The organism is Pseudonocardia hydrocarbonoxydans, assembly GCF_006539565.1.
Taxonomy (GTDB): domain Bacteria; phylum Actinomycetota; class Actinomycetes; order Mycobacteriales; family Pseudonocardiaceae; genus Pseudonocardia; species Pseudonocardia hydrocarbonoxydans.
In genome coordinates this window covers 153,459-169,853 of sequence record NZ_BJNG01000025.1, presented here as the reverse complement: position 1 = coordinate 169,853, position 16,395 = coordinate 153,459, and the positions used below count along the sequence as shown (strand labels likewise).

Annotated in this window: 19 protein-coding genes and 1 riboswitch; of the genes, 7 read left to right on the top strand and 12 right to left on the bottom strand. The window is 75.6% G+C overall.

Going from position 1 to position 16,395, the window contains the following annotated elements; all coding sequences use genetic code 11:
- A partial coding sequence (locus PHY01_RS15960) for a phytanoyl-CoA dioxygenase family protein (RefSeq protein WP_174824125.1) occupies positions 1–268 on the top strand: 268 nt, incomplete at its 5' end.
- A 36-nt stretch (positions 269–304) separates the two neighbouring features.
- On the opposite strand, the gene PHY01_RS15955 is transcribed toward PHY01_RS15960, so the two are convergent.
- Complete coding sequence (locus PHY01_RS15955; RefSeq protein ID WP_141279468.1) at positions 305–1,075, bottom strand: SGNH/GDSL hydrolase family protein; 771 nt, start codon at positions 1,073–1,075, stop codon at positions 305–307.
- 76 nt (positions 1,076–1,151) lie between these two features.
- Between PHY01_RS15955 and PHY01_RS15950 the strand changes: the two genes are divergently transcribed.
- Positions 1,152–1,871, top strand: coding sequence for a DUF3159 domain-containing protein (locus PHY01_RS15950; RefSeq protein ID WP_141279502.1), 720 nt, complete (start codon positions 1,152–1,154; stop codon positions 1,869–1,871).
- Between the two features lie 95 nt (positions 1,872–1,966).
- Positions 1,967–2,677, top strand: a complete 711-nt coding sequence (locus PHY01_RS15945) for a hypothetical protein (RefSeq protein ID WP_141279466.1) — start codon at positions 1,967–1,969, stop codon at positions 2,675–2,677.
- Between the two features lie 12 nt (positions 2,678–2,689).
- Here the strand turns inward: PHY01_RS15945 and thiE are convergent, their stop codons facing one another.
- Complete coding sequence (thiE, locus tag PHY01_RS15940; protein ID WP_141279464.1) at positions 2,690–3,334, bottom strand: thiamine phosphate synthase; 645 nt, start codon at positions 3,332–3,334, stop codon at positions 2,690–2,692.
- Positions 3,335–3,357: 23 nt separating this feature from the next.
- Positions 3,358–3,463, top strand: a riboswitch (TPP riboswitch).
- Here thiE and thiO point away from each other — a divergent pair.
- The 3 genes from thiO (at position 3,456) to PHY01_RS15925 (ending at position 5,517) form a co-directional block, all read left to right on the top strand.
- A complete protein-coding gene (gene thiO, locus PHY01_RS15935; RefSeq protein WP_141279462.1) occupies positions 3,456–4,556 on the top strand; it encodes a glycine oxidase ThiO in 1,101 nt (366 codons plus the stop codon). Its footprint overlaps the riboswitch before it by 8 nt.
- Entirely contained in the window at positions 4,553–4,753 is a 201-nt protein-coding gene (gene thiS / locus PHY01_RS15930) for a sulfur carrier protein ThiS (protein WP_141279460.1), read from the top strand. Before thiO ends, thiS begins: the two co-directional genes overlap by 4 nt.
- 2 nt (positions 4,754–4,755) lie before the next feature.
- On the top strand, positions 4,756–5,517 hold the full coding sequence (locus tag PHY01_RS15925) for a thiazole synthase (protein WP_141279458.1): 762 nt from the start codon (positions 4,756–4,758) through the stop codon (positions 5,515–5,517).
- 114 nt (positions 5,518–5,631) lie between these two features.
- Here PHY01_RS15925 and PHY01_RS15920 read toward each other — a convergent pair whose 3' ends face one another.
- The 4 genes from PHY01_RS15920 to PHY01_RS15905 are packed head-to-tail and all read right to left on the bottom strand — an operon-like array spanning position 5,632 to position 8,953.
- Positions 5,632–7,446 carry an MFS transporter gene (locus tag PHY01_RS15920; protein WP_141279456.1) on the bottom strand — a complete coding sequence of 605 codons (1,815 nt, stop codon included), beginning with the start codon at positions 7,444–7,446 and terminating at the stop codon, positions 5,632–5,634.
- 27 nt (positions 7,447–7,473) lie between these two features.
- Positions 7,474–7,941 (bottom strand): MarR family transcriptional regulator, encoded by a 468-nt coding sequence (locus PHY01_RS15915; protein ID WP_141279454.1) that lies wholly within the window; start codon positions 7,939–7,941, stop codon positions 7,474–7,476.
- Between the two features lie 36 nt (positions 7,942–7,977).
- Entirely contained in the window at positions 7,978–8,436 is a 459-nt protein-coding gene (locus PHY01_RS15910; protein ID WP_218030178.1) for a MarR family winged helix-turn-helix transcriptional regulator, read from the bottom strand.
- On the bottom strand, positions 8,429–8,953 hold the full coding sequence (locus PHY01_RS15905; RefSeq protein WP_141279452.1) for a gamma carbonic anhydrase family protein: 525 nt from the start codon (positions 8,951–8,953) through the stop codon (positions 8,429–8,431). The genes PHY01_RS15910 and PHY01_RS15905 overlap by 8 nt, the downstream gene beginning before the upstream one ends.
- A 101-nt stretch (positions 8,954–9,054) precedes the next feature.
- Here PHY01_RS15905 and PHY01_RS15900 point away from each other — a divergent pair, with 101 nt between their 5' ends.
- A complete protein-coding gene (locus PHY01_RS15900; protein ID WP_170183832.1) occupies positions 9,055–9,900 on the top strand; it encodes a Gmad2 immunoglobulin-like domain-containing protein in 846 nt (281 codons plus the stop codon).
- 7 nt (positions 9,901–9,907) lie between these two features.
- Here PHY01_RS15900 and PHY01_RS15895 read toward each other — a convergent pair whose 3' ends face one another.
- From PHY01_RS15895 to PHY01_RS15870, 6 genes are all read right to left on the bottom strand, one after another.
- On the bottom strand, positions 9,908–10,555 hold the full coding sequence (locus tag PHY01_RS15895; protein WP_141279448.1) for a hypothetical protein: 648 nt from the start codon (positions 10,553–10,555) through the stop codon (positions 9,908–9,910).
- Positions 10,556–10,688: 133 nt separating this feature from the next.
- On the bottom strand, positions 10,689–11,324 hold the full coding sequence (locus tag PHY01_RS15890; protein ID WP_141279499.1) for a MadR family response regulator transcription factor: 636 nt from the start codon (positions 11,322–11,324) through the stop codon (positions 10,689–10,691).
- A 41-nt stretch (positions 11,325–11,365) separates the two neighbouring features.
- Entirely contained in the window at positions 11,366–12,721 is a 1,356-nt protein-coding gene (locus PHY01_RS15885; RefSeq protein ID WP_281283644.1) for a MadS family sensor histidine kinase, read from the bottom strand.
- A 7-nt stretch (positions 12,722–12,728) separates the two neighbouring features.
- Positions 12,729–13,964, bottom strand: a complete 1,236-nt coding sequence (locus PHY01_RS15880) for an iron-containing alcohol dehydrogenase (RefSeq protein WP_246085928.1) — start codon at positions 13,962–13,964, stop codon at positions 12,729–12,731.
- A 181-nt stretch (positions 13,965–14,145) separates the two neighbouring features.
- Positions 14,146–15,261, bottom strand: coding sequence for an XdhC family protein (locus tag PHY01_RS15875; RefSeq protein WP_141279444.1), 1,116 nt, complete (start codon positions 15,259–15,261; stop codon positions 14,146–14,148).
- Complete coding sequence (locus PHY01_RS15870) at positions 15,254–16,393, bottom strand: vWA domain-containing protein (RefSeq protein ID WP_141279442.1); 1,140 nt, start codon at positions 16,391–16,393, stop codon at positions 15,254–15,256. The genes PHY01_RS15875 and PHY01_RS15870 overlap by 8 nt, the downstream gene beginning before the upstream one ends.
- Positions 16,394–16,395 lie beyond the last annotated feature (2 nt).

The window sequence follows — 16,395 nt, the reverse complement described above, 5'->3', positions numbered from 1 at the left end:
CAAGGAGCAGGAGGTCGGCACCCCCGACCAGGAGACCCTGACCTCGATGGCCGACCGGCACGGGATCTCGATGATCACCGGGTCCGCGGGCTCGGCCACGCTGTTCGACTCCAACTGCATGCACGGCTCGGGCGGCAACATCACGCCGTACCCACGCTCGAACATCTTCGTGGTCTTCAACAGCGTCGAGAACCGGCTCGAGGAGCCGTTCTCGGCCCCGGCGCCGCGGCCCGCGCACGTCGCGGCCCGCACGGTGGCACCGGTCTGACGCCGGGGCGGCAGCACCCGCGGGTGCCGCCGTGGCTCAGCCGACGTCGAGGGGCGACAGGTCGGGCCGCTTCGGCACGAACCCGTCGCCGGTGCGCCTGCCCTGGATCCGCCTGCGGACGAACGGCATCGCGAACTCGCGCATCCACCTCAGGTCCTCGGCCTGACGGGCGCGCCAGGTCAGCGGGTCGGCGTCGGGCGCCGGGACGCGCCAGTCCTCGCTGACGGGCTGACCGAGCGTCTCCAGCACCCGCAGCGCCACGCGGCGGTGCGCGTCGGGGCGCAGGTGCAGCCGGTCGGGACCCCACGCGCGGGGGTCGGCCAGCGGGGCCATCCCCCACAGGTCGACGACGTGCGCGCCGTGGCGCTCCGCGGCGGCCCGCATGGACTCGTTGAAGCAGGCGACGCGGCCGCGCAGGCGGCGGATCAGCGGGTGCATGCGGCCCAGGTCGAACCCGGTGAAGATGAACACCTCGGCGCCGGTGGCGGTGAGCCGGCCGAGCGCGGCGTCGAACCGGGCGGCGAGGTCGTCGATGTCGCAGGAGAAGCGGATCAGGTCGTTGCCGCCCGCGCAGAACGCCACCAGGTCGGGCCGCAGGCGCTCCGCGACCGGGATCTGGTCGGCGACGATCTGGTCGAGCAGCTTGCCGCGCACCGCGAGGTTGGCGTAGCGGAAGCCCGGCCGCCCGGCCGCCACGTGCTCGGCGACGCGGTCGGCCCAGCCCCTCGGGGTGCCGTCGGGCCGCCAGTCGTCGAGACCTTCGGTGAAGCTGTCGCCGATCGCCACGAAGCTGTTCCAGGTGTCCATGACCACCGCCTCCTGTTCACGTCGACTCCACCCGGCGGACGGATGAAGGTCATCCCAGGATCACCCATCGGTGACGATGCGCGCCAGCCCCGGTGATCGATCCGTGTCCATAGGGCACCCTCAGCAGGTGACCTCCCCCGAACCGTCACTGACCGAACTGCTCGGTGGCCGTGGTGGCGCCGTCGACGCGACGGTGCCGGTCGCGGCGTTCGTCCTCGCCTGGGCTGCGGCGGGCGCGCTGGGCTGGCCGGGGCAGCCGGTCGTGTGGGGCGGCGGGGCGGCGGTGCTCGCCGCGGGTGCCGTCGGGGTGGTGCGGCTGCGCGCGGGCGGTCGGCCCCGGGCCGTCGTGTTCGGGCTCCTCGGCGTCACGGTGGCGGTGATCGTGGCGCTGGCGACCGGCCGGGCCGCCGACTTCTTCCTGGTCCGGCTGCTCGGCAACGCCGTCAGCGCGCTGGCGTGGGCGGTGTCGATCGTCGTGCGCTGGCCGCTGCTGGGGCTGATCGTGGGCACGGCGCTCGGGCAGCAGGCGCGCTGGCGCCGCGATCCCGACCTGCTGCGCGGCTACCAGCGCGCGAGCTGGGCGTGGGTGCTGCAGTACGTCGTGCGGCTCGCGGTGTTCCTGCCGCTCTACTTCGCCGACGCCGTGGTGGCCCTCGGCATCGCCCAGACCGTGCTGACCTGGCCGCTCGTCGCGGTCTGCGTCGCGCTGTCGTGGCCGCTGGTGCGGTCCGCGCTGCCGGCGGGCCACGGCGGGATCCGGCATCCCGCGGAGCGGTCGCGCCCCCGTCCGGAGTGAACGTCGCCACTGCCCCGTGATCATCGGAAACGATTCAGATGATCGGTTCGCTGGACAGGGTGACACCTCACCCGACCAGGAACGCGAACGGAGCCATGTCCCGCCACACCGCTGCCCCGCCCGAGCCGCCCACGATCGAGGTCGCGGCGCCGCCCAGGGCGCCCGACCTGACGGTGAACAAGGTCATCGCCGGGGCGGGGGCCGCGGCGACCGCCGCGGTGCTGGGGTCCTACCTGGGGGCCGCGGGCACCGTCGCGGGCGCGGCGATCGGCTCCGTCGCGAGCACGGTGGCGACCACGCTCTACCAGCGCTCCCTGGACCGCACCCGCGACACCGTCGTCGCCCGCATCCGGCCGGTGGTGCCCGGGCAGCGCGGTGCCTCCGACGCCGAGACCGTGGTCCTCGCCCCGGTCCCGCCGCCGCGCCGCCCGTGGCGCCGGGCCGTCGCGGGTGCGGTGGTGGTGTTCGTGCTGGGCCTGCTCGCGGTCACCGGGCTGGAGTGGGCGAACGGCTCCAGCCTCACCACCGGCCAGACCGGTACCTCGGTCGGCCGGGTGGTCACCCCGGGCGCCGGCGCGCAGGACCCGCCGGCGGACGTCCCGGCGGAGGAGGCCCCGGCCGGGGACGACGCGGCCGGGGACGACGCGGCCGGGGGCGCACCCGAGGATGCCGCCGAGCCGCCGCCGTCCACCGAGCAGGACACCGGCGGCACGGCGAGCACCGACCCGACGGCCACGCCGGAGCCGGGCCCCACCCCCGGGGACCGCGGTCTCACGGACCTGCTGCCGTCGCCGACGCAGCCGTGACGCCGGCCAGGATCAGGGCAGGCGTGCGGCCAGTGCCATCGCCGCGGCCTCCGGGTCCTCGGCCTCGGTGATCGCCCGCACGACCACGATCCGGGTGGCGCCCGCGTCGAGCACCTCGGAGATCCGCTCGTGGTCGATGCCGCCGATGGCGAACCACGGGCGCGCCGGTGCGCGGCCGGCGACGGTCCCGACCAGGCCGAGCCCCGGCGCCGGACGGCCCGGCTTGGTCGGGGTCGGCCAGCACGGGCCCACGCAGAAGTAGTCGACGCCGGGCTCCTCGGCCGCCGCCAGCGTCTCGTCGGCGCTGTGCGAGGAGCGCCCGACCACGACGTCGTCACCGACGATCCGGCGCGCCCAGCCCACCGGGAGGTCGTCCTGCCCGAGGTGGAGCACGTCGGCACCCGAGGCCAGCGCGACGTCGGCGCGGTCGTTCACCGCGAGCAGGGCCCCGTGCCGCGCGCAGGCCTCGGCGAGCACCTCCAGCGCGGCGAGCTCGGCGCGCGCCTCCATGCCCTTCTCCCGCAGCTGGATCACGTCGACGCCGCCGGCCAGCGCGGCGTCGGCGAACTCCGCGAGGTCCGGGCGGTCGGGCGTGCAGAGGTAGAGGCGCGCGTCGTGCAGCCGAGCGCGCAGGGCGTCACCATCGAGTCCGGGCACATCTGTGAGCGTAGGCTGGCCGACAGGTGACGCACGGGAGCCCCGGTGGGGCTGAGAGGGGATCCGCGGATCCCGACCGTCGAACCTGATCCGGGTCATGCCGGCGCAGGGAGCGGGGAGTATGCAGGAACTGACGGTGATCGGCGCGGGCGTGATCGGCCTGTCCTGCGCCTGGCGGGCGGCCCGTGCCGGGTGGCGGGTCACGGTGCTCGACCCGGCCCCGGCGTCGGGGTCGTCCTGGGTGGCGGGCGGCATGCTCGCCCCCGTCACGGAGGCCTGGCCCGGTGAGGAGCAGCTGCTCGACCTGGGCGTCGAGTCGCTGCGCCGCTGGCCGGGGTTCGCCGCCGACCTCGGCCCGTGCGGGCTGCGCACCGAGGGCACCGTGGTGGCCGCCACCGGGGCGGGCGACCGCGCCGAGCTCGACGCCGTCGCCGCGCACCTGTCCCGCCTGGGCCGGGACGTCGAGCGGCTCTCCGGGCGCGAGCTGCGGCGGCTGGAGCCCGCGATCGGCCCCGACGTCCGCGGCGGGCTCTCCGTGCCCGGCGACCTCGCCGTCGACAACCGGGAGCTGCTCGCCGCGCTGCGCCGCGCCGCCGCGGCGTCCGGGGTGGGGTTCGTCGCGCGGGCGGTGCAGGCGGTCGTCGACGACGGGCAGCGGGTGTCGGGCGTGCTCGTGGACGGGGTCGTCCGGCCCGCCACCACCGTGCTCGTCACCGCCGGGGCCCATTCCGGCTCCCTGCACCCCGTCCTCGACGGCCTGGTGCGCCCGGTCAAGGGCGAGATCCTGCGGCTCGCGCACCGGCCGGGGGCGTTCCCGCCGCCGCGGCGGACGGTCCGCGCGCTGGTCGACGGGCGCCCCGTGTACGTCGTGCCGCGCGACGCCGGTGGGCTGGTCGTCGGGGCCACCCAGACCGAGACCGGCTTCGACACCGAGGTCACCGTCGGCGGGGTGCGCGACCTGCTGCGCGACGCCGAGCGCGTGCTGCCCGGCATCGCCGAGTACGCGTTGCGGGAGGCCGCGGCCGGACTGCGCCCCGGCACGCCGGACAACCGCCCGCTGATCGGCGCGCCCGGCCCCGCGGGGCTGCTCGTCGCCACCGGCCACGGCCGCAACGGGATGCTGCTCGCCCCGCTCACCGCCGACGCCGTGCTCGGCCTGCTCCGCGGCGAGCCGGGCCCCGTCGACGCCGACCCGACCCGATTCCAGGGAGTGACCGCGTGACCGTGTACCTCAACGGCGAGGCCGCCGAGCTGGCCGCCGGGGCGTCCGTGCTCGACGCCCTCGACGCCCTCGGCGTGCCGCGCACCGGCGTCGCCGTGGCCGTCGACGGCTCGGTCGTGCGCCGGGCCGACTGGGCCGACACCGCCCTCGCCGACGGCGCCCGCGTCGAGGTGCTCACCGCCGTGCAGGGAGGCTGACCGTGGACGACCCACTCGTCATCGGCGATCTGGAGATCGCGTCGCGGTTGATCATGGGCACCGGGGGTGCGGCCAACCTGGAGGTCCTGGAGCGGGCGCTGCTCGCGTCCGGCACGTCGTTGACGACCGTGGCGATGCGCCGCGTCGACGCCGCCACCGGCACCGGCGTGCTCGAGCTGCTGCGCCGCCTCGGCATCGCGGTCCTGCCCAACACCGCGGGCTGCCGCACCGCCGCCGAGGCCGTGCTCACCGCGCGGCTGGCCAGGGAGGCGCTGGAGACCGACCTGGTGAAGCTGGAGGTCGTCGCCGACGAGCGCACGCTGCTCCCCGATCCCATCGAGCTCCTCGACGCCGCCGAGCAGCTCGTCGACGACGGGTTCACGGTGCTGCCCTACACCAACGACGACCCCGTGCTCGCCCGGAAGCTGGAGCAGGTCGGGTGCGCGGCCGTCATGCCGCTGGGCTCGCCGATCGGCACCGGCCTGGGCATCCGCAACCCGCACAACATCGCGATGATCGTGGAGGCGGCGGGCGTGCCGGTGGTCCTCGACGCGGGGATCGGCACCGCGTCGGAGGCGGCGCAGGCGATGGAGCTGGGCTGCGACGCCGTGCTGCTGGCCACCGCCGTCACCCGCGCCGCCGACCCGGAGCGGATGGCCCACGCGATGCGGCTCGGGGTGGAGGCGGGCCGGGCGGCGCACGGCGCGGGCCGGATCCCGCGGCGCTACTGGGCCCGGGCCTCGTCACCCGACCTCGACGGCTGAGGCCCGCGCGAACCCCGGCCCGGCAGGTGCCCTCGGCGCCGGGGGCCGAGCCTCGTGATCGCCGGGAGTGGTCGGGCGGTGTCACCGGCGACACCGTCCGGCCACTCCTGCCGATCACGGCCGGGTGCCGACGACCCGACCGAGCTGGTGCTCGTCGAGGCCGATCGCGCGCAGCCGGGCCAGGGAGGCGTCCATGCGGTCCCGGGTCTCCCGGAGGTCGCGCTGGGCGGCATCGATGTCGTCGAGCGCGCGCAGGGCCTCCTGGGGCCGGGGCAGCAGTACGGCGAGCAGTCGGTCCCGGGCCTCGGTGCGGGGCGCTCCGGCCGCGACCGTCCTCCGCTCGAGCGGGCGCGGCGCGTCGGTCCGGCCGGGCTCGGGCCGGTCGCCGGCCGTCCGGTCGCCGTCGCTTCGGGGAGCGTCCGATCCGGCGGGCTCCGGCGCCGGCCCGACCGTCGTCCGCAGCGGCACCTCGCGGATCGCCAGCACCGCCGCCAGCGTCACCAGGGACGCGATCGCCGCGATGCCGAAGACCAGCGCCAGCCCGTCGCCGTAGGCGGCCCGGACGGCCGCGGCCTCGGCGGGCGAGTCGGTGGCGAGCCCCCCGAGGCCCGACGACGTCCCGCTCAGTGCCGTGACGCGGGCGTCGAGCACCACCCCCAGGATCGTGACGCCGACCGTCCCGCCCAGCGACCGCAGGAACGCGACGAGCGAGCTCGCGGCGCCGACGTCGCGCACGTCGACGGTGTTCTGCACGGCCAGCACGAGGTTCTGCATGCTCATGCCGATCCCGAGCCCGAGCACCGCGAGGAACACCCCGATCCGGGGCACGGGGGTGTTGTGGTCGATGGTGGCGAGCAGGCCGAGCCCGGTGGTCATCAGCGCCGCGCCGGCGACGAGGTAGGCCTTCCAGCGCCCGAAGCGGCTGATCAGCTGCCCGGACCCCGTCGAGGCCAGCACCAGCCCGCCGACCAGCGGGAGCGTGAGCAGCCCGGCCGTCGTCGGGTCGTAGGAGCGGGCGACCTGGAAGTACTGGCCGAGGTACACCGTGGAGCCGAACATGACGACGCCGACCACCAGGCTCGCCACCACCGACAGCACGACGGTGCGCTCCCGGAACAGCGACATCGGGACGACCGGCTCCGTCGCGCGCAGCTCCACGAACACCGCCGCGACGAGCGCGGCGAGGCCGAGCCCGGCGAGCGTCAGCGACACCGTCGAGCCCCAGGCGAACTGCGAACCGGCCAGCGAGATCCAGATCAGCAGCGCCGAGACGCCGCCGGAGATCAGCGCGGCCCCGAGGTAGTCCAGGTGCACCTCGCGCCGGATCGTCGGCACGTGCAGGGTCTTCTGCAGGACGGCCAGCGCGACGAGGCCGATCGGCACGCCGATGAAGAACGTCCAGCGCCAGCCGAGCGCGGGGGTGCTGACGAGCAGCCCGCCGGCCAGCGGGCCCGACACGGTGGCGGCGGCCAGCACGGCGCCGAGGTAGCCGGAGTAGCGGCCCCGCTCGCGGGGCGGGATCAGCGCCGCGATGACGACCTGCGCCAGCGCCTGCAGGCCGCCCGCGCCCAGGCCCTGCCCGGCGCGCCAGGCGATCAGCTCGCCCATCGAGCCGGCCAGCCCGGCCCCGATCGAGGTGATCACGAAGATCACGATGGCCGCCTGGACCAGCAGCTTCTTGCTGAACAGGTCGGCGAGCTTGCCCCAGATCGGGGTCGAGGCGGTGGTCGTCAGCAGGGTGGCGGTGACGACCCAGGTGTAGCCGGTCTGGTCGCCGTGCAGGTCCGCGACGATCGTCGGCAGGGCGTTGGCGACGATCGTGCTGGACAGGATCGCGATGAACAGGCCGAGCAGCAGCCCGGACAGTGCCGTGAGCACCTCGCGCCTGCTGCGCACCGGTTCGGCCGCGACGGGGGCGGTGGTGGTCATGTCGGTCTTCCTTCTGGGGGTGCGGGTTCAGGACAGCGCGGCGAGCTCGCCCGTGCGGGCGTCGATCTCCTCGGCGAGGCCGAGGACCAGCCGGGCCACGGTGTGCACGTCGCCCGGCTCGCACCGGCGCAGCGCGCCGCGCACCAGGTCGCGCTTGAGGTGCCGGGCCCGCTCGACGAGGGCGTGGCCGTCCGCGGTGAGCGAGACGAGGCCGGCGCGGCGGTCGGCCGGGTCGGGGCGGCGGCGGGCGAGCCCCCGGGCCGCGAGCTCACCGACCTGACGGCTCACCACCGACTGGTCGACGCCCCGGAGCCCGGCGATCTCGCCGATGCGGTGCTCGCCGTCGTCGAGGAGGCCGGCGAGCTGCAGCAGGGCCAGCGTCGAGTGGGCGGAGTGCGGGACCCGCCGCCCGGCGCCGCGCCACGACCGGACCAGGCAGGTGACGGCGTCGGCCAGCTCGTCGACCGCGTCGTCGCCCGCCGAGGTCGTATGCATACGACAACTATATGGAACATGGTTGCGACATGCAACCTATGTGTCCGCCTCCGGCGGGTTCAGGGTCGCCGCGAGCCGGCCCAGGCCGTCGGCGAGGGTGCCGACGTCCTCCGCCGACCAGGACGCCAGCCGCGTCCGCCACTCCTCGTGACGCGCGCGCGAGACCTCGTCGAGCCGGGCGCGGCCCTCGTCGGCCAGCTCCAGCAGGAACGCGCGCCCGTCGAGGGGATCGGGGCGGCGCCGGACGAGCCCGAGGCCCAGCAGCGACGAGACCTGCCGGCTCATCGTCGACTTGTCGAGCCCGAACTCCTCGGCGAGGTCGACCAGCCGCAGCGGCGCCCGGCGCGCGATGACCAGCAGCACCGCGTAGCTCGCCGCGTCGACGTCGGGGTGCAGGCGCGTCGCGAGCGTGCGCAGGACGCTGCGGGAGCGCCGCAGCAGCATGCTGACCTCGTGTTCGAGCCGCTCGACCGCCCGGTCGTGCTCGTCACCCAACGGGCCGCACCCCGTCGCGGTGGCGGCGCGCGAGGTCGCGGTAGATCTGCGGGTTGCCCTCGACCCACCAGCGGGCCGTCTCGGTGAGCGGCCCCTTCTCCCGCGCGACGGGCCCCAGCACCAGCCGCCCGTCCGGGACGACGGTGTTCGGCGGCACCGTGGCGCCCGCGCCCACCAGGCAGCGCGCGCCGATCCGGGCCCCGTCCTGGATGGTCGATCCGTTGCCGATCAGGGCCTCCTCGCCGATGACGCAGCCGTGCACGACGCACAGGTGCCCGATCGTGGCCCCCGCACCGATCTCGGTGACCGGGTCGTCGCCGCCGTGCAGCACGCAGCCGTCCTGCACGTTCGCCCCCTCCCGCACGATGATCGGCCCGAAGTCGGCGCGCAGCACCGCGCCGTACCAGATCGAGGCGTGCGCCTCGACGCGCACGTCGCCGACGAGGGTGGCGGTCGGCGCGACGAACGCCTCGGGGTGCACGGTGGGGGAGCGCCCTTCGAACGAGAACAACGGCATGGACAGCAGCGTGCCCCACCCGGTCGGTGCGGATGTGGGCGACTCGCGGGCGGGACAGTGGCGACTCGCGGCGTGGGGGCGGAACCTGGGGGCTCGCCGGGGTGGACGAGGAGGTGGGCGCCGTGCGGTGGATCGTCGCGCTGGTGGTGGTGCTGCTGATGGCCGGGTGTTCCGGTCCCGCGCCGGTGCCCGCCGGGCCGGGCCCGGCGCCTGCCCCCACCCCGGGCCCGACGGCGACGGGCCGGGCCCTGCCCGTCTACTACGTGGCGGAGACGGCCGCGGGCCCCCGGCTGTTCCGGGAGTTCCACCGCGTCGAGACCGCCGACCCGGCGAGCGACGCGGTGCGCGAGATGTTCGCGGGCGCCGTCGACCCCGACTACCGCACCCTCTGGCCGTCCGGCACGTCGCTGCGCGCGCCCGTCGAGGCCGCGGGCGGGGTGATCACCGTCGACCTCGCGGGCGTGACGCCCGGGGCCCAGGTGGGGTCCGCGGGCGCCGAGCTGACGGTGCAGCAGCTCGTCTACACCGTGCAGGGCGCGCTGCAGTCGACCGATCCCGTGCGGATCCTGCTCGACGGCGAGCCGGTGGAGGAGCTGTTCGGCGCGGTGTCCACGGCCGACCCGGTGCGCCGCGCCGACCAGTACGCCACCCGGTCGCTGGTGCAGATCGACGCGCCCGCCGACGGCGCCGTGGTCTCCGGGCCGGTCGAGGTGACGGGCGAGGCCGCCGTCTTCGAGGCCACCGTGCCGTGGGTCGTGCTGCGCGACGGCGCGGTCGTGCAGGAGGGCTTCACGAGCACCGCGGAGGGGCAGGTGTTCGCGCCGTTCTCGTTCACCGTCGAGCTGGAGCCGGGCGAGTACGTCGTGCGGATCACCGAGGACGACCCGTCCGGCGGCGAGGGCCGGCCCGTCCTCACCGACGACAAGGCGATCACGGTGACCGGCTGAGATCCGCTCACGCCGGTGGCGCCGGTGGCGCCGGTGGCGCGGGGGGCGCCGGCGGCGCGGAGGGGGCCCGCAGGCCCAGGCCCGCGAGCTCCAGCTCGGCCAGCCGGTACAGGGCCGGGCGGTCCTCGTGGCGCCAGGCCGCCGCGGGGTCGGGGGTCACGGCCAGCAGCCGGCGCACCGGCGCGCGGGTGAGGGCACGCAGGGCGAGCAGGTCGGGCGCGACGGTGCGGGCGGTGCGCGCGGAGCGGGCCGCGAGGATCCAGCGGACGCGCAGCGTCAGCCAGAGCACCACCACGGGCACCGCGCCGATGACGACGATCGCGACGGCCGTGCCCGTCGCCGCGGTGGCCACCGCCGCCACCTGCTCCCGCCCGGCAGTGGCCAGCGACTCCCCGGCGCCCGTCCCCGCCCCCAGCGCCCGGGCCAGGTCCTCGCCGACGAACGGCACCCCGCGCGCGGTGTCGGCGGCACCGGCGAAGGCCCCGCGGACGGCGTCACCGGCGTCGGCCAGCGTCATCGCCGGCCCCTGGAGGCCGTTGACCAGCGCCCGCGCCGCCAGCGCCGCGTTGACGACGAGGACCACCCATGCGATCGCGAGGACGTCGGCCAGGATCTGGAGCGCCATGCGGACGGGTCGCTCGGCGTAGGGGCGCATGGCCGCGCAGCGTATCCGCGGCGACCGGGCTCGGACACCGCGTGCGGCCACCCCGCTCCCCGCCCCGCCGCTCCCCGCCCGCCCGACGCGCGCACGTCGCGGCCGCTGCCACCCGGCGGGCGGGTGGCGGTGGTCAGAGCAGGCCGAGTTTGGTGGCGGCGTAGACGGCCTCGGCGCGGCGGCTGACCATCAGCTTGCGCATGAGGTTGCCGACGTGGAACTTCACGGTGGTCTCGGAGATGAACAGCTCCGCGCCGATGGCCCGGTTGGACAGGCCGCGGGCCAGCAGCCGCAGGACGTCGAGCTCGCGCTCGGTGAGCCGCTCCCGGTCCGGGACGCCGCCGGAGAGCGACCGCACCATCGCCGACGCGCTGCGGGCGTCGAAGGCGCTCTCCCCGCGCGAGACGGCGCGGATGGCGCGCACCAGCTCGGTGGTGTCGACGTCCTTGACGACGTACCCGCGCGCACCGGCCTGCACCGACTCGACGACGAGCCGGTCCTCGGCGAACGTCGTCAGCACCAGCACGCCGAGGCCGGGGTGGGCGGCGCACAGCCTGCGGCAGACGTCGAGGCCGTCGGTCTGCGGGCCCGCGGTGAGCTTGAGGTCGAGCAGCACGACGTGCGGCCGGGACGCGGCGACGGCGGCGATGGCGTCGGCGGGGGTGCCCGCCTCCCCGACGACGCGCAGGTCGTCCTCGCGTTCCAGCACCGCGCGCAGACCCTGGCGCATGATCGAGTGGTCGTCGACCAGCACGATCCGGGTCGGCATCGGCCGCGCGCGGGTGGGTGCCTCGGTACGGATGGTGGCGTTCACGACGGATTCCCCTCGCCCGGTACGGGCACCTCGACCTGGACCTGGAGACCTCCGAGCCGGGCCCGGCGGAACGTGAGCGAACCGCCCAGCTCGCGGGCCCGCGTCTGCATGTTGACCAGCCCGCGGTGCTCACCGGACGGGGTGGCGACGCTGGCGCGGAGGCTGCGGCGGACGGCGTCGGGGCTGCCGCGGCCGTCGTCGGAGATCGTCAGCCGGACCTGGCGGCAGGTGTAGGCGAGCCGCACCACGGCCCGGCTCGCGTCGGCGTGCACCGCGGTGTTGAACAGGGCCTCGCCGGCGATCCGGAACAGCGACTGCTCGCAGTCGGCGGGCAGCGCCAGCGGCTTGCCCCCGATCCGCACCTCGACGCGCAGCTCGTCGGGCATGTGCACACCCGACAGGCGCCGCAGCATCGACGGCAGGTCCTCGTCGGCGCAGCCGTCGCGCTCGTTGAGGGCGTAGATCGCCGAGCGCAGCTGCTCGACGGCGCGGCGGGTGAGGTCCTTGGCGGTGTCGAGCTGCCCGCGCAGCCGCTCGTCGTCGATCTCGGAGCGGACCAGCTCGATGTGCATGCCGGCCGAGAGCGCGTACTGGGTGACGCTGTCGTGCAGCTCGCGGGCGATCCGGTGCCGCTCGACGTCGAGCACCTCGCGCTGGCGGGCCGCGCCCAGCTCGGCCTGCGTGGCGACGAGCTGGTCGTTGCGGGCCTTGAGGTCGTCGGCCTGCCGGGTGGCGTGGGCGTAGAGGCGGGCGGAGTGGTCGTGCAGGGCGCAGTTCTGCAGGGCCGCGGCGGTCTGGCCGGCCAGGATGCGCAGCACCGACTGGTCGGTGTCGTCGATCTCGCGTTCCTCGGGCGTCCAGGCGATGAACCCCCCGACGACCCGCCCGTCGAGCCGCACCGGCACGTGCAGGTGCCGGCGGGTGACCTCGGCGGGATGGTGGTGCTCGCCGGACTCGACGGACCCGTCGTGGACGTGCCGGACGTGGTCGCGGATCCGCACCGGCACCGTCGCCAGGTCCGGCCACTCCGCACCGTCCGGCCCGCGCACCAGGTACCGTGGACGGGCGTCCGGCAGCTCGCCGTCGACGATCGCGAACGCCACCCACTCGGCCGAGAGGTGGTTGGCCGCGGCCTCCACGACGGCCCGCACCAGCGCCTCGGACCCCTCCATCGTGCGGATCAGCGCGGCGGAGATCCGTTCCAGGGCGTGGATGACCCGGCGCATCCGCTCCGCGGCGACCCGGTACTCGGGGTAGTAGTGCGGCTTGCCGGAGCGCAGGCCGGTGAGCGCCTCGAGATCGGGCCGGGTCCGGGGCGGTGTGCGCCGGGGCGGCCAGGTCGACGCCGTCACCGGCCCGTCACATCGCCGCCCGGAACAGGCTCTCGATGTCCTCGGACGACGCACCGCGCGGGTTGGTCGTCAGGCAGGCGTCGCCGAGGGTGAGCTGGGCCAGCCGCGGGATGTCGGCGTCGGTGACGCCGAGCGAGGACAGGCCCTTCGGCACGCCGACCTCGTCGCCCAGCTCCCGCACGGCCTCCGCGACCAGGTACACGGCCTCGGTGGCCGGTGCGCCGTGCAGCTCCAGACCCATGGCCTGCGCGATCGGGACGAACCGCTCGGGGGAGTCGGCCCCGTTGAAGCGGATGACGTGCGGCAGCAGCACCCCGTTGACGACGCCGTGCGGCAGGTCGAGCATCCCGCCGACCTGGTGGCTCATGGCGTGGGTGGCGCCGAGGATCGCGTTGGTGAACGCCAGCCCCGCCTCGAGCGCCGCCTGGGCCATCAGGGACCGGGCGGTGGCATTGCGCGGGCGCAGCATCGTCTCGGCCAGGTTGCCGTTGACCAGCGAGATCGCCTGCAGCGCGTGGTGGTCGGTGAGCGGGCCGTGGGCCAGCGAGACGAACGCCTCGATGCCGTGGGTGAGCGCGTCGAGGCCGGTGGCGGCGTTGAGCCACTCCGGCATGGTGACCAGCAGCCGCGGGTCGACGACCGAGACGTCCGGGACCAGCGCCCGGCCCATGATGGTGATCTTGGTGTGCCGCTCGGTGTCGGTGACGATGCAGAACTGCGACACGTCGGCGCCGGTGCCCGACGTCGTCGGCATCATGATCAGCGGCGGGATCGGGTGGGCGATCCGGTCGATGCCCTCGTAGTCGAGGATCCGCCCGCCGTTGGCCGCCAGCAGGGCGACGCCCTTGGCCGCGTCGATCACCGAGCCGCCGCCGATGCCGAGCACCACGTCGCAGCCCGACTCGAGGTAGCGCTGGTACCCGGCCTCGATCTCGTGGTCCTTGGGGTTGGGCGTGACGTCGAGCCAGACCTGCGGGGCGAGCCCGGCCGCGGTGAGCTGCGCGAGCAGCTCGGCGGGCCAGCCCGCCTCCATCACCCCGGGATCGGTGACGACGAACGGCCGCCGGGCCCCGAGGCGCGCCGCGGCGTGCGCGGCCTCCGACAGCGACCCCTCACCGAACACGATCTCCGGCGCGTGGAACTTCGACAGGCGCAGCGGTTCCCGCTCGGTGCGCTGCTCCGGGCTGCGTCGTGCGAGCAGTACCGAGTCGCCTACCCGGCGGGCTTCTCCGACGAGGACCACATTGCCCCCTTGCATTGCTTCGGCCCGTGCACCTGAGGTGACGTGGTGCACAGCGCGACCGAGGTTACAAGAGGGACGGGTCGAGTGGGCGCGGCAGACGGGTCGGGTGTCCACCGTTCGGGCAGCGCCGGTGGTACCGATGCCGCAGGCGTCCCGACCACGCCTGGCCGTCCGGACAGGATCAGCCGACGTGGATGGGGCCGTCGCGCTCGGCCAGGCGCAGCCCGGCGCCGCCCCAGTGCTGGGCGATCATCTCCGCGGCGATCGACACCGCCGTCTCCTCGGGCGTGCGCGCGCCGAGGTCCAGCCCGATCGGCGACGACATGCGCGCCAGCTCCGCGTCGGTGATGCCGATCTCGCGCAGCCGCTGCTCGCGGTCCTCGTGGGTGCGCCGCGACCCCATGGCGCCGATGTAGGCGACCTCGGGCAGCCGCAGCGCGACCTCCAGCAGCGGGACGTCGAACTTGGGGTCGTGGGTGAGCACGCACAGCGCGGTGCGCTTGTCGATGCGCCCGGCCTCGGCCTCGGCCTGCAGGTAGCGGTGCGGCCACTCGACGACGACCTCGTTGGCGCCGGGGAACCGCGACGCCGTGGCGAACACCGGCCGCGCGTCGCAGACCGTGACGCGGAAGCCGAGGAAGTTGCCGATGCGGGCGACGGCCGCGGCGAAGTCGATCGCGCCGAACACGATCATGCGGGGCGGCGGGGCGAAGGACTCGACGAACACGGTCAGCCCCTCGCCGCGGCGCTGGCCGTCGACGCCGTAGGTGACCTGTCCGTTGCGCCCGGCGTCGAGCAGGCCGCGGGCGTCGTCGCGGATGGCGTCGTCGATCCGGGTGGACCCGGTGCCGCCCTCGGTGTGGTCGGGCCACACGATGAGCCGCTTGCCGAGGCGCTCGTGCGGCCCCGCGATGACCGTGGCGACGGCGACGGGGGACTCGCCGCGGACCGCCTCGGCGATCCGGCCGAGCTCGGCGTAGGTCTCGGAGTTGACCTTCTCGACGAAGATGTCGATGATCCCGCCGCAGGTCAGGCCGACGGTGAAGGCGTCCTCGTCGGACACGCCGTAGCGCTGGAACAGCGGGCGGCCCTCGGCGAGGACCTCCTGGCCCAGCTCGTACACCGCCCCCTCGACGCAGCCGCCGGACACGCTGCCGACCGCCTCGCCGTCGGGCCCGATCAGCATCGAGGCGCCCGCCTGGCGGGGCGCGGAGCTGTAGGTGCCGACCACGGTGGCGAGTGCGGCGGTCTCGCCCTTGGCCCACCACTCGTCGAGCTTGCCCAGCACGTCACGCATTCCGAACCACCTCGAGTAGCTCTTCCAGGGTGGCCAGGCTGTGCCCGGCCAGCAGGTCGTCCAAGTACGGCAGGGCCGCGACTATTCCACCCTGGACGGGCGCGTAACCCTGTTTGCCCGCGTGCGGGTTGACCCACACCAGTTTATGGGCGAGGCGGTGCAGCCTCGACATCTGCACCCCCAGCAGGTCGGTCTCCCCGCGCTCCCACCCGTCGGAGAAGACGACGACGACCGCACGCCGGGCCGCGCCGCGCTGCCCCCACCGGTCGACGAAGGCGCGCATCACCTCGCCGAGGCGGGTGCCGCCCGACCAGTCCGGGATGGCCTTCCCGGCCGCGGCGAGCGCCCGGTCGGCGTCGCGCATCCGCAGCTCGCGGGTGATGCGGGTCAGCCGCGTGCCCAGGGTGAAGGCCTCGACGCTGCCCGGCGAGCGCCGGACGACGACGTGGGCGAAGCGCAGCAGGGCGTCGGCGTAGGGCTCCATCGACCCGGAGACGTCGACGAGCAGGACGACCCGGCGCGGCCGGCGCGAGTGGTCGCGCCGGTGCAGGCGGCGCAGCTCGCCGTGGTCGCGCAGCGCGCCCCGCAGCGTGCGGCCCGGGTCGGGCGGGCCGTGCCGGGCCGGGCGCAGCCGCCGCGACCGCCGGGTCGGCAGCTCCGGGCGCAGCAGCGCGAGCAGCCGGCGCAGGTGCTCGCGCTCGGCGGGGGTGAGCTCGGCGAGGTCGCGGTTGCGCAGCACCTCCTCGCCGCTGGCGCGCGCGAAGACCTGGGAGGTCTCGCCCGCGTCGTCGTCGTCGTCGGAGCCCTCCTGCGTCGACGGGGTCAGCGCGGCCAGCTTCGGCGGCGGCGGCGTGCGCTCGTCGACGATGCGGGTGCGGCCCCCGCCGCGGGGCGGGGTGAACCAGTCCTCGAAGGCGCGGTCGTAGCGGGGCAGGTCGTCGGGGTCGGAGCACAGCGTGAGCCGGCCCGCCCAGTAGGTCTGCGTGCGGCTGGTGACGTCGAGCGTGTCGAGTGCGGTGAGGAAGGCGGCCACGCGGTCGGTGGTGACCGCCAGGCCCGCGGCGCGCAGCACGACGGTGAAGCCGACGAGCCCCTCGATGGGGTCGCCGGTCGGGGTCTCGGTGCTGGTCACGG

Excerpts from the sequence above, each read along its gene's own strand:
- PHY01_RS15920 (WP_141279456.1), bottom strand. The coding sequence starts at position 7,446 with ATGACCACCACCGCCCCCGTCGCGGCCGAACCGGTGCGCAGCAGGCGC.
- PHY01_RS15915 (WP_141279454.1), bottom strand. The coding sequence starts at position 7,941 with ATGCATACGACCTCGGCGGGCGACGACGCGGTCGACGAGCTGGCCGAC.
- PHY01_RS15905 (WP_141279452.1), bottom strand. The coding sequence starts at position 8,953 with ATGCCGTTGTTCTCGTTCGAAGGGCGCTCCCCCACCGTGCACCCCGAG.
- PHY01_RS15950 (WP_141279502.1), top strand. The coding sequence starts at position 1,152 with ATGCGCGCCAGCCCCGGTGATCGATCCGTGTCCATAGGGCACCCTCAG.
- PHY01_RS15955 (WP_141279468.1), bottom strand. The coding sequence starts at position 1,075 with ATGGACACCTGGAACAGCTTCGTGGCGATCGGCGACAGCTTCACCGAA.
- PHY01_RS15895 (WP_141279448.1), bottom strand. The coding sequence starts at position 10,555 with ATGCGCCCCTACGCCGAGCGACCCGTCCGCATGGCGCTCCAGATCCTG.
- PHY01_RS15945 (WP_141279466.1), top strand. The coding sequence starts at position 1,967 with ATGTCCCGCCACACCGCTGCCCCGCCCGAGCCGCCCACGATCGAGGTC.
- PHY01_RS15890 (WP_141279499.1), bottom strand. The coding sequence starts at position 11,324 with ATGCCGACCCGGATCGTGCTGGTCGACGACCACTCGATCATGCGCCAG.
- thiO (WP_141279462.1), top strand. The coding sequence starts at position 3,456 with ATGCAGGAACTGACGGTGATCGGCGCGGGCGTGATCGGCCTGTCCTGC.
- PHY01_RS15875 (WP_141279444.1), bottom strand. The coding sequence starts at position 15,261 with ATGCGTGACGTGCTGGGCAAGCTCGACGAGTGGTGGGCCAAGGGCGAG.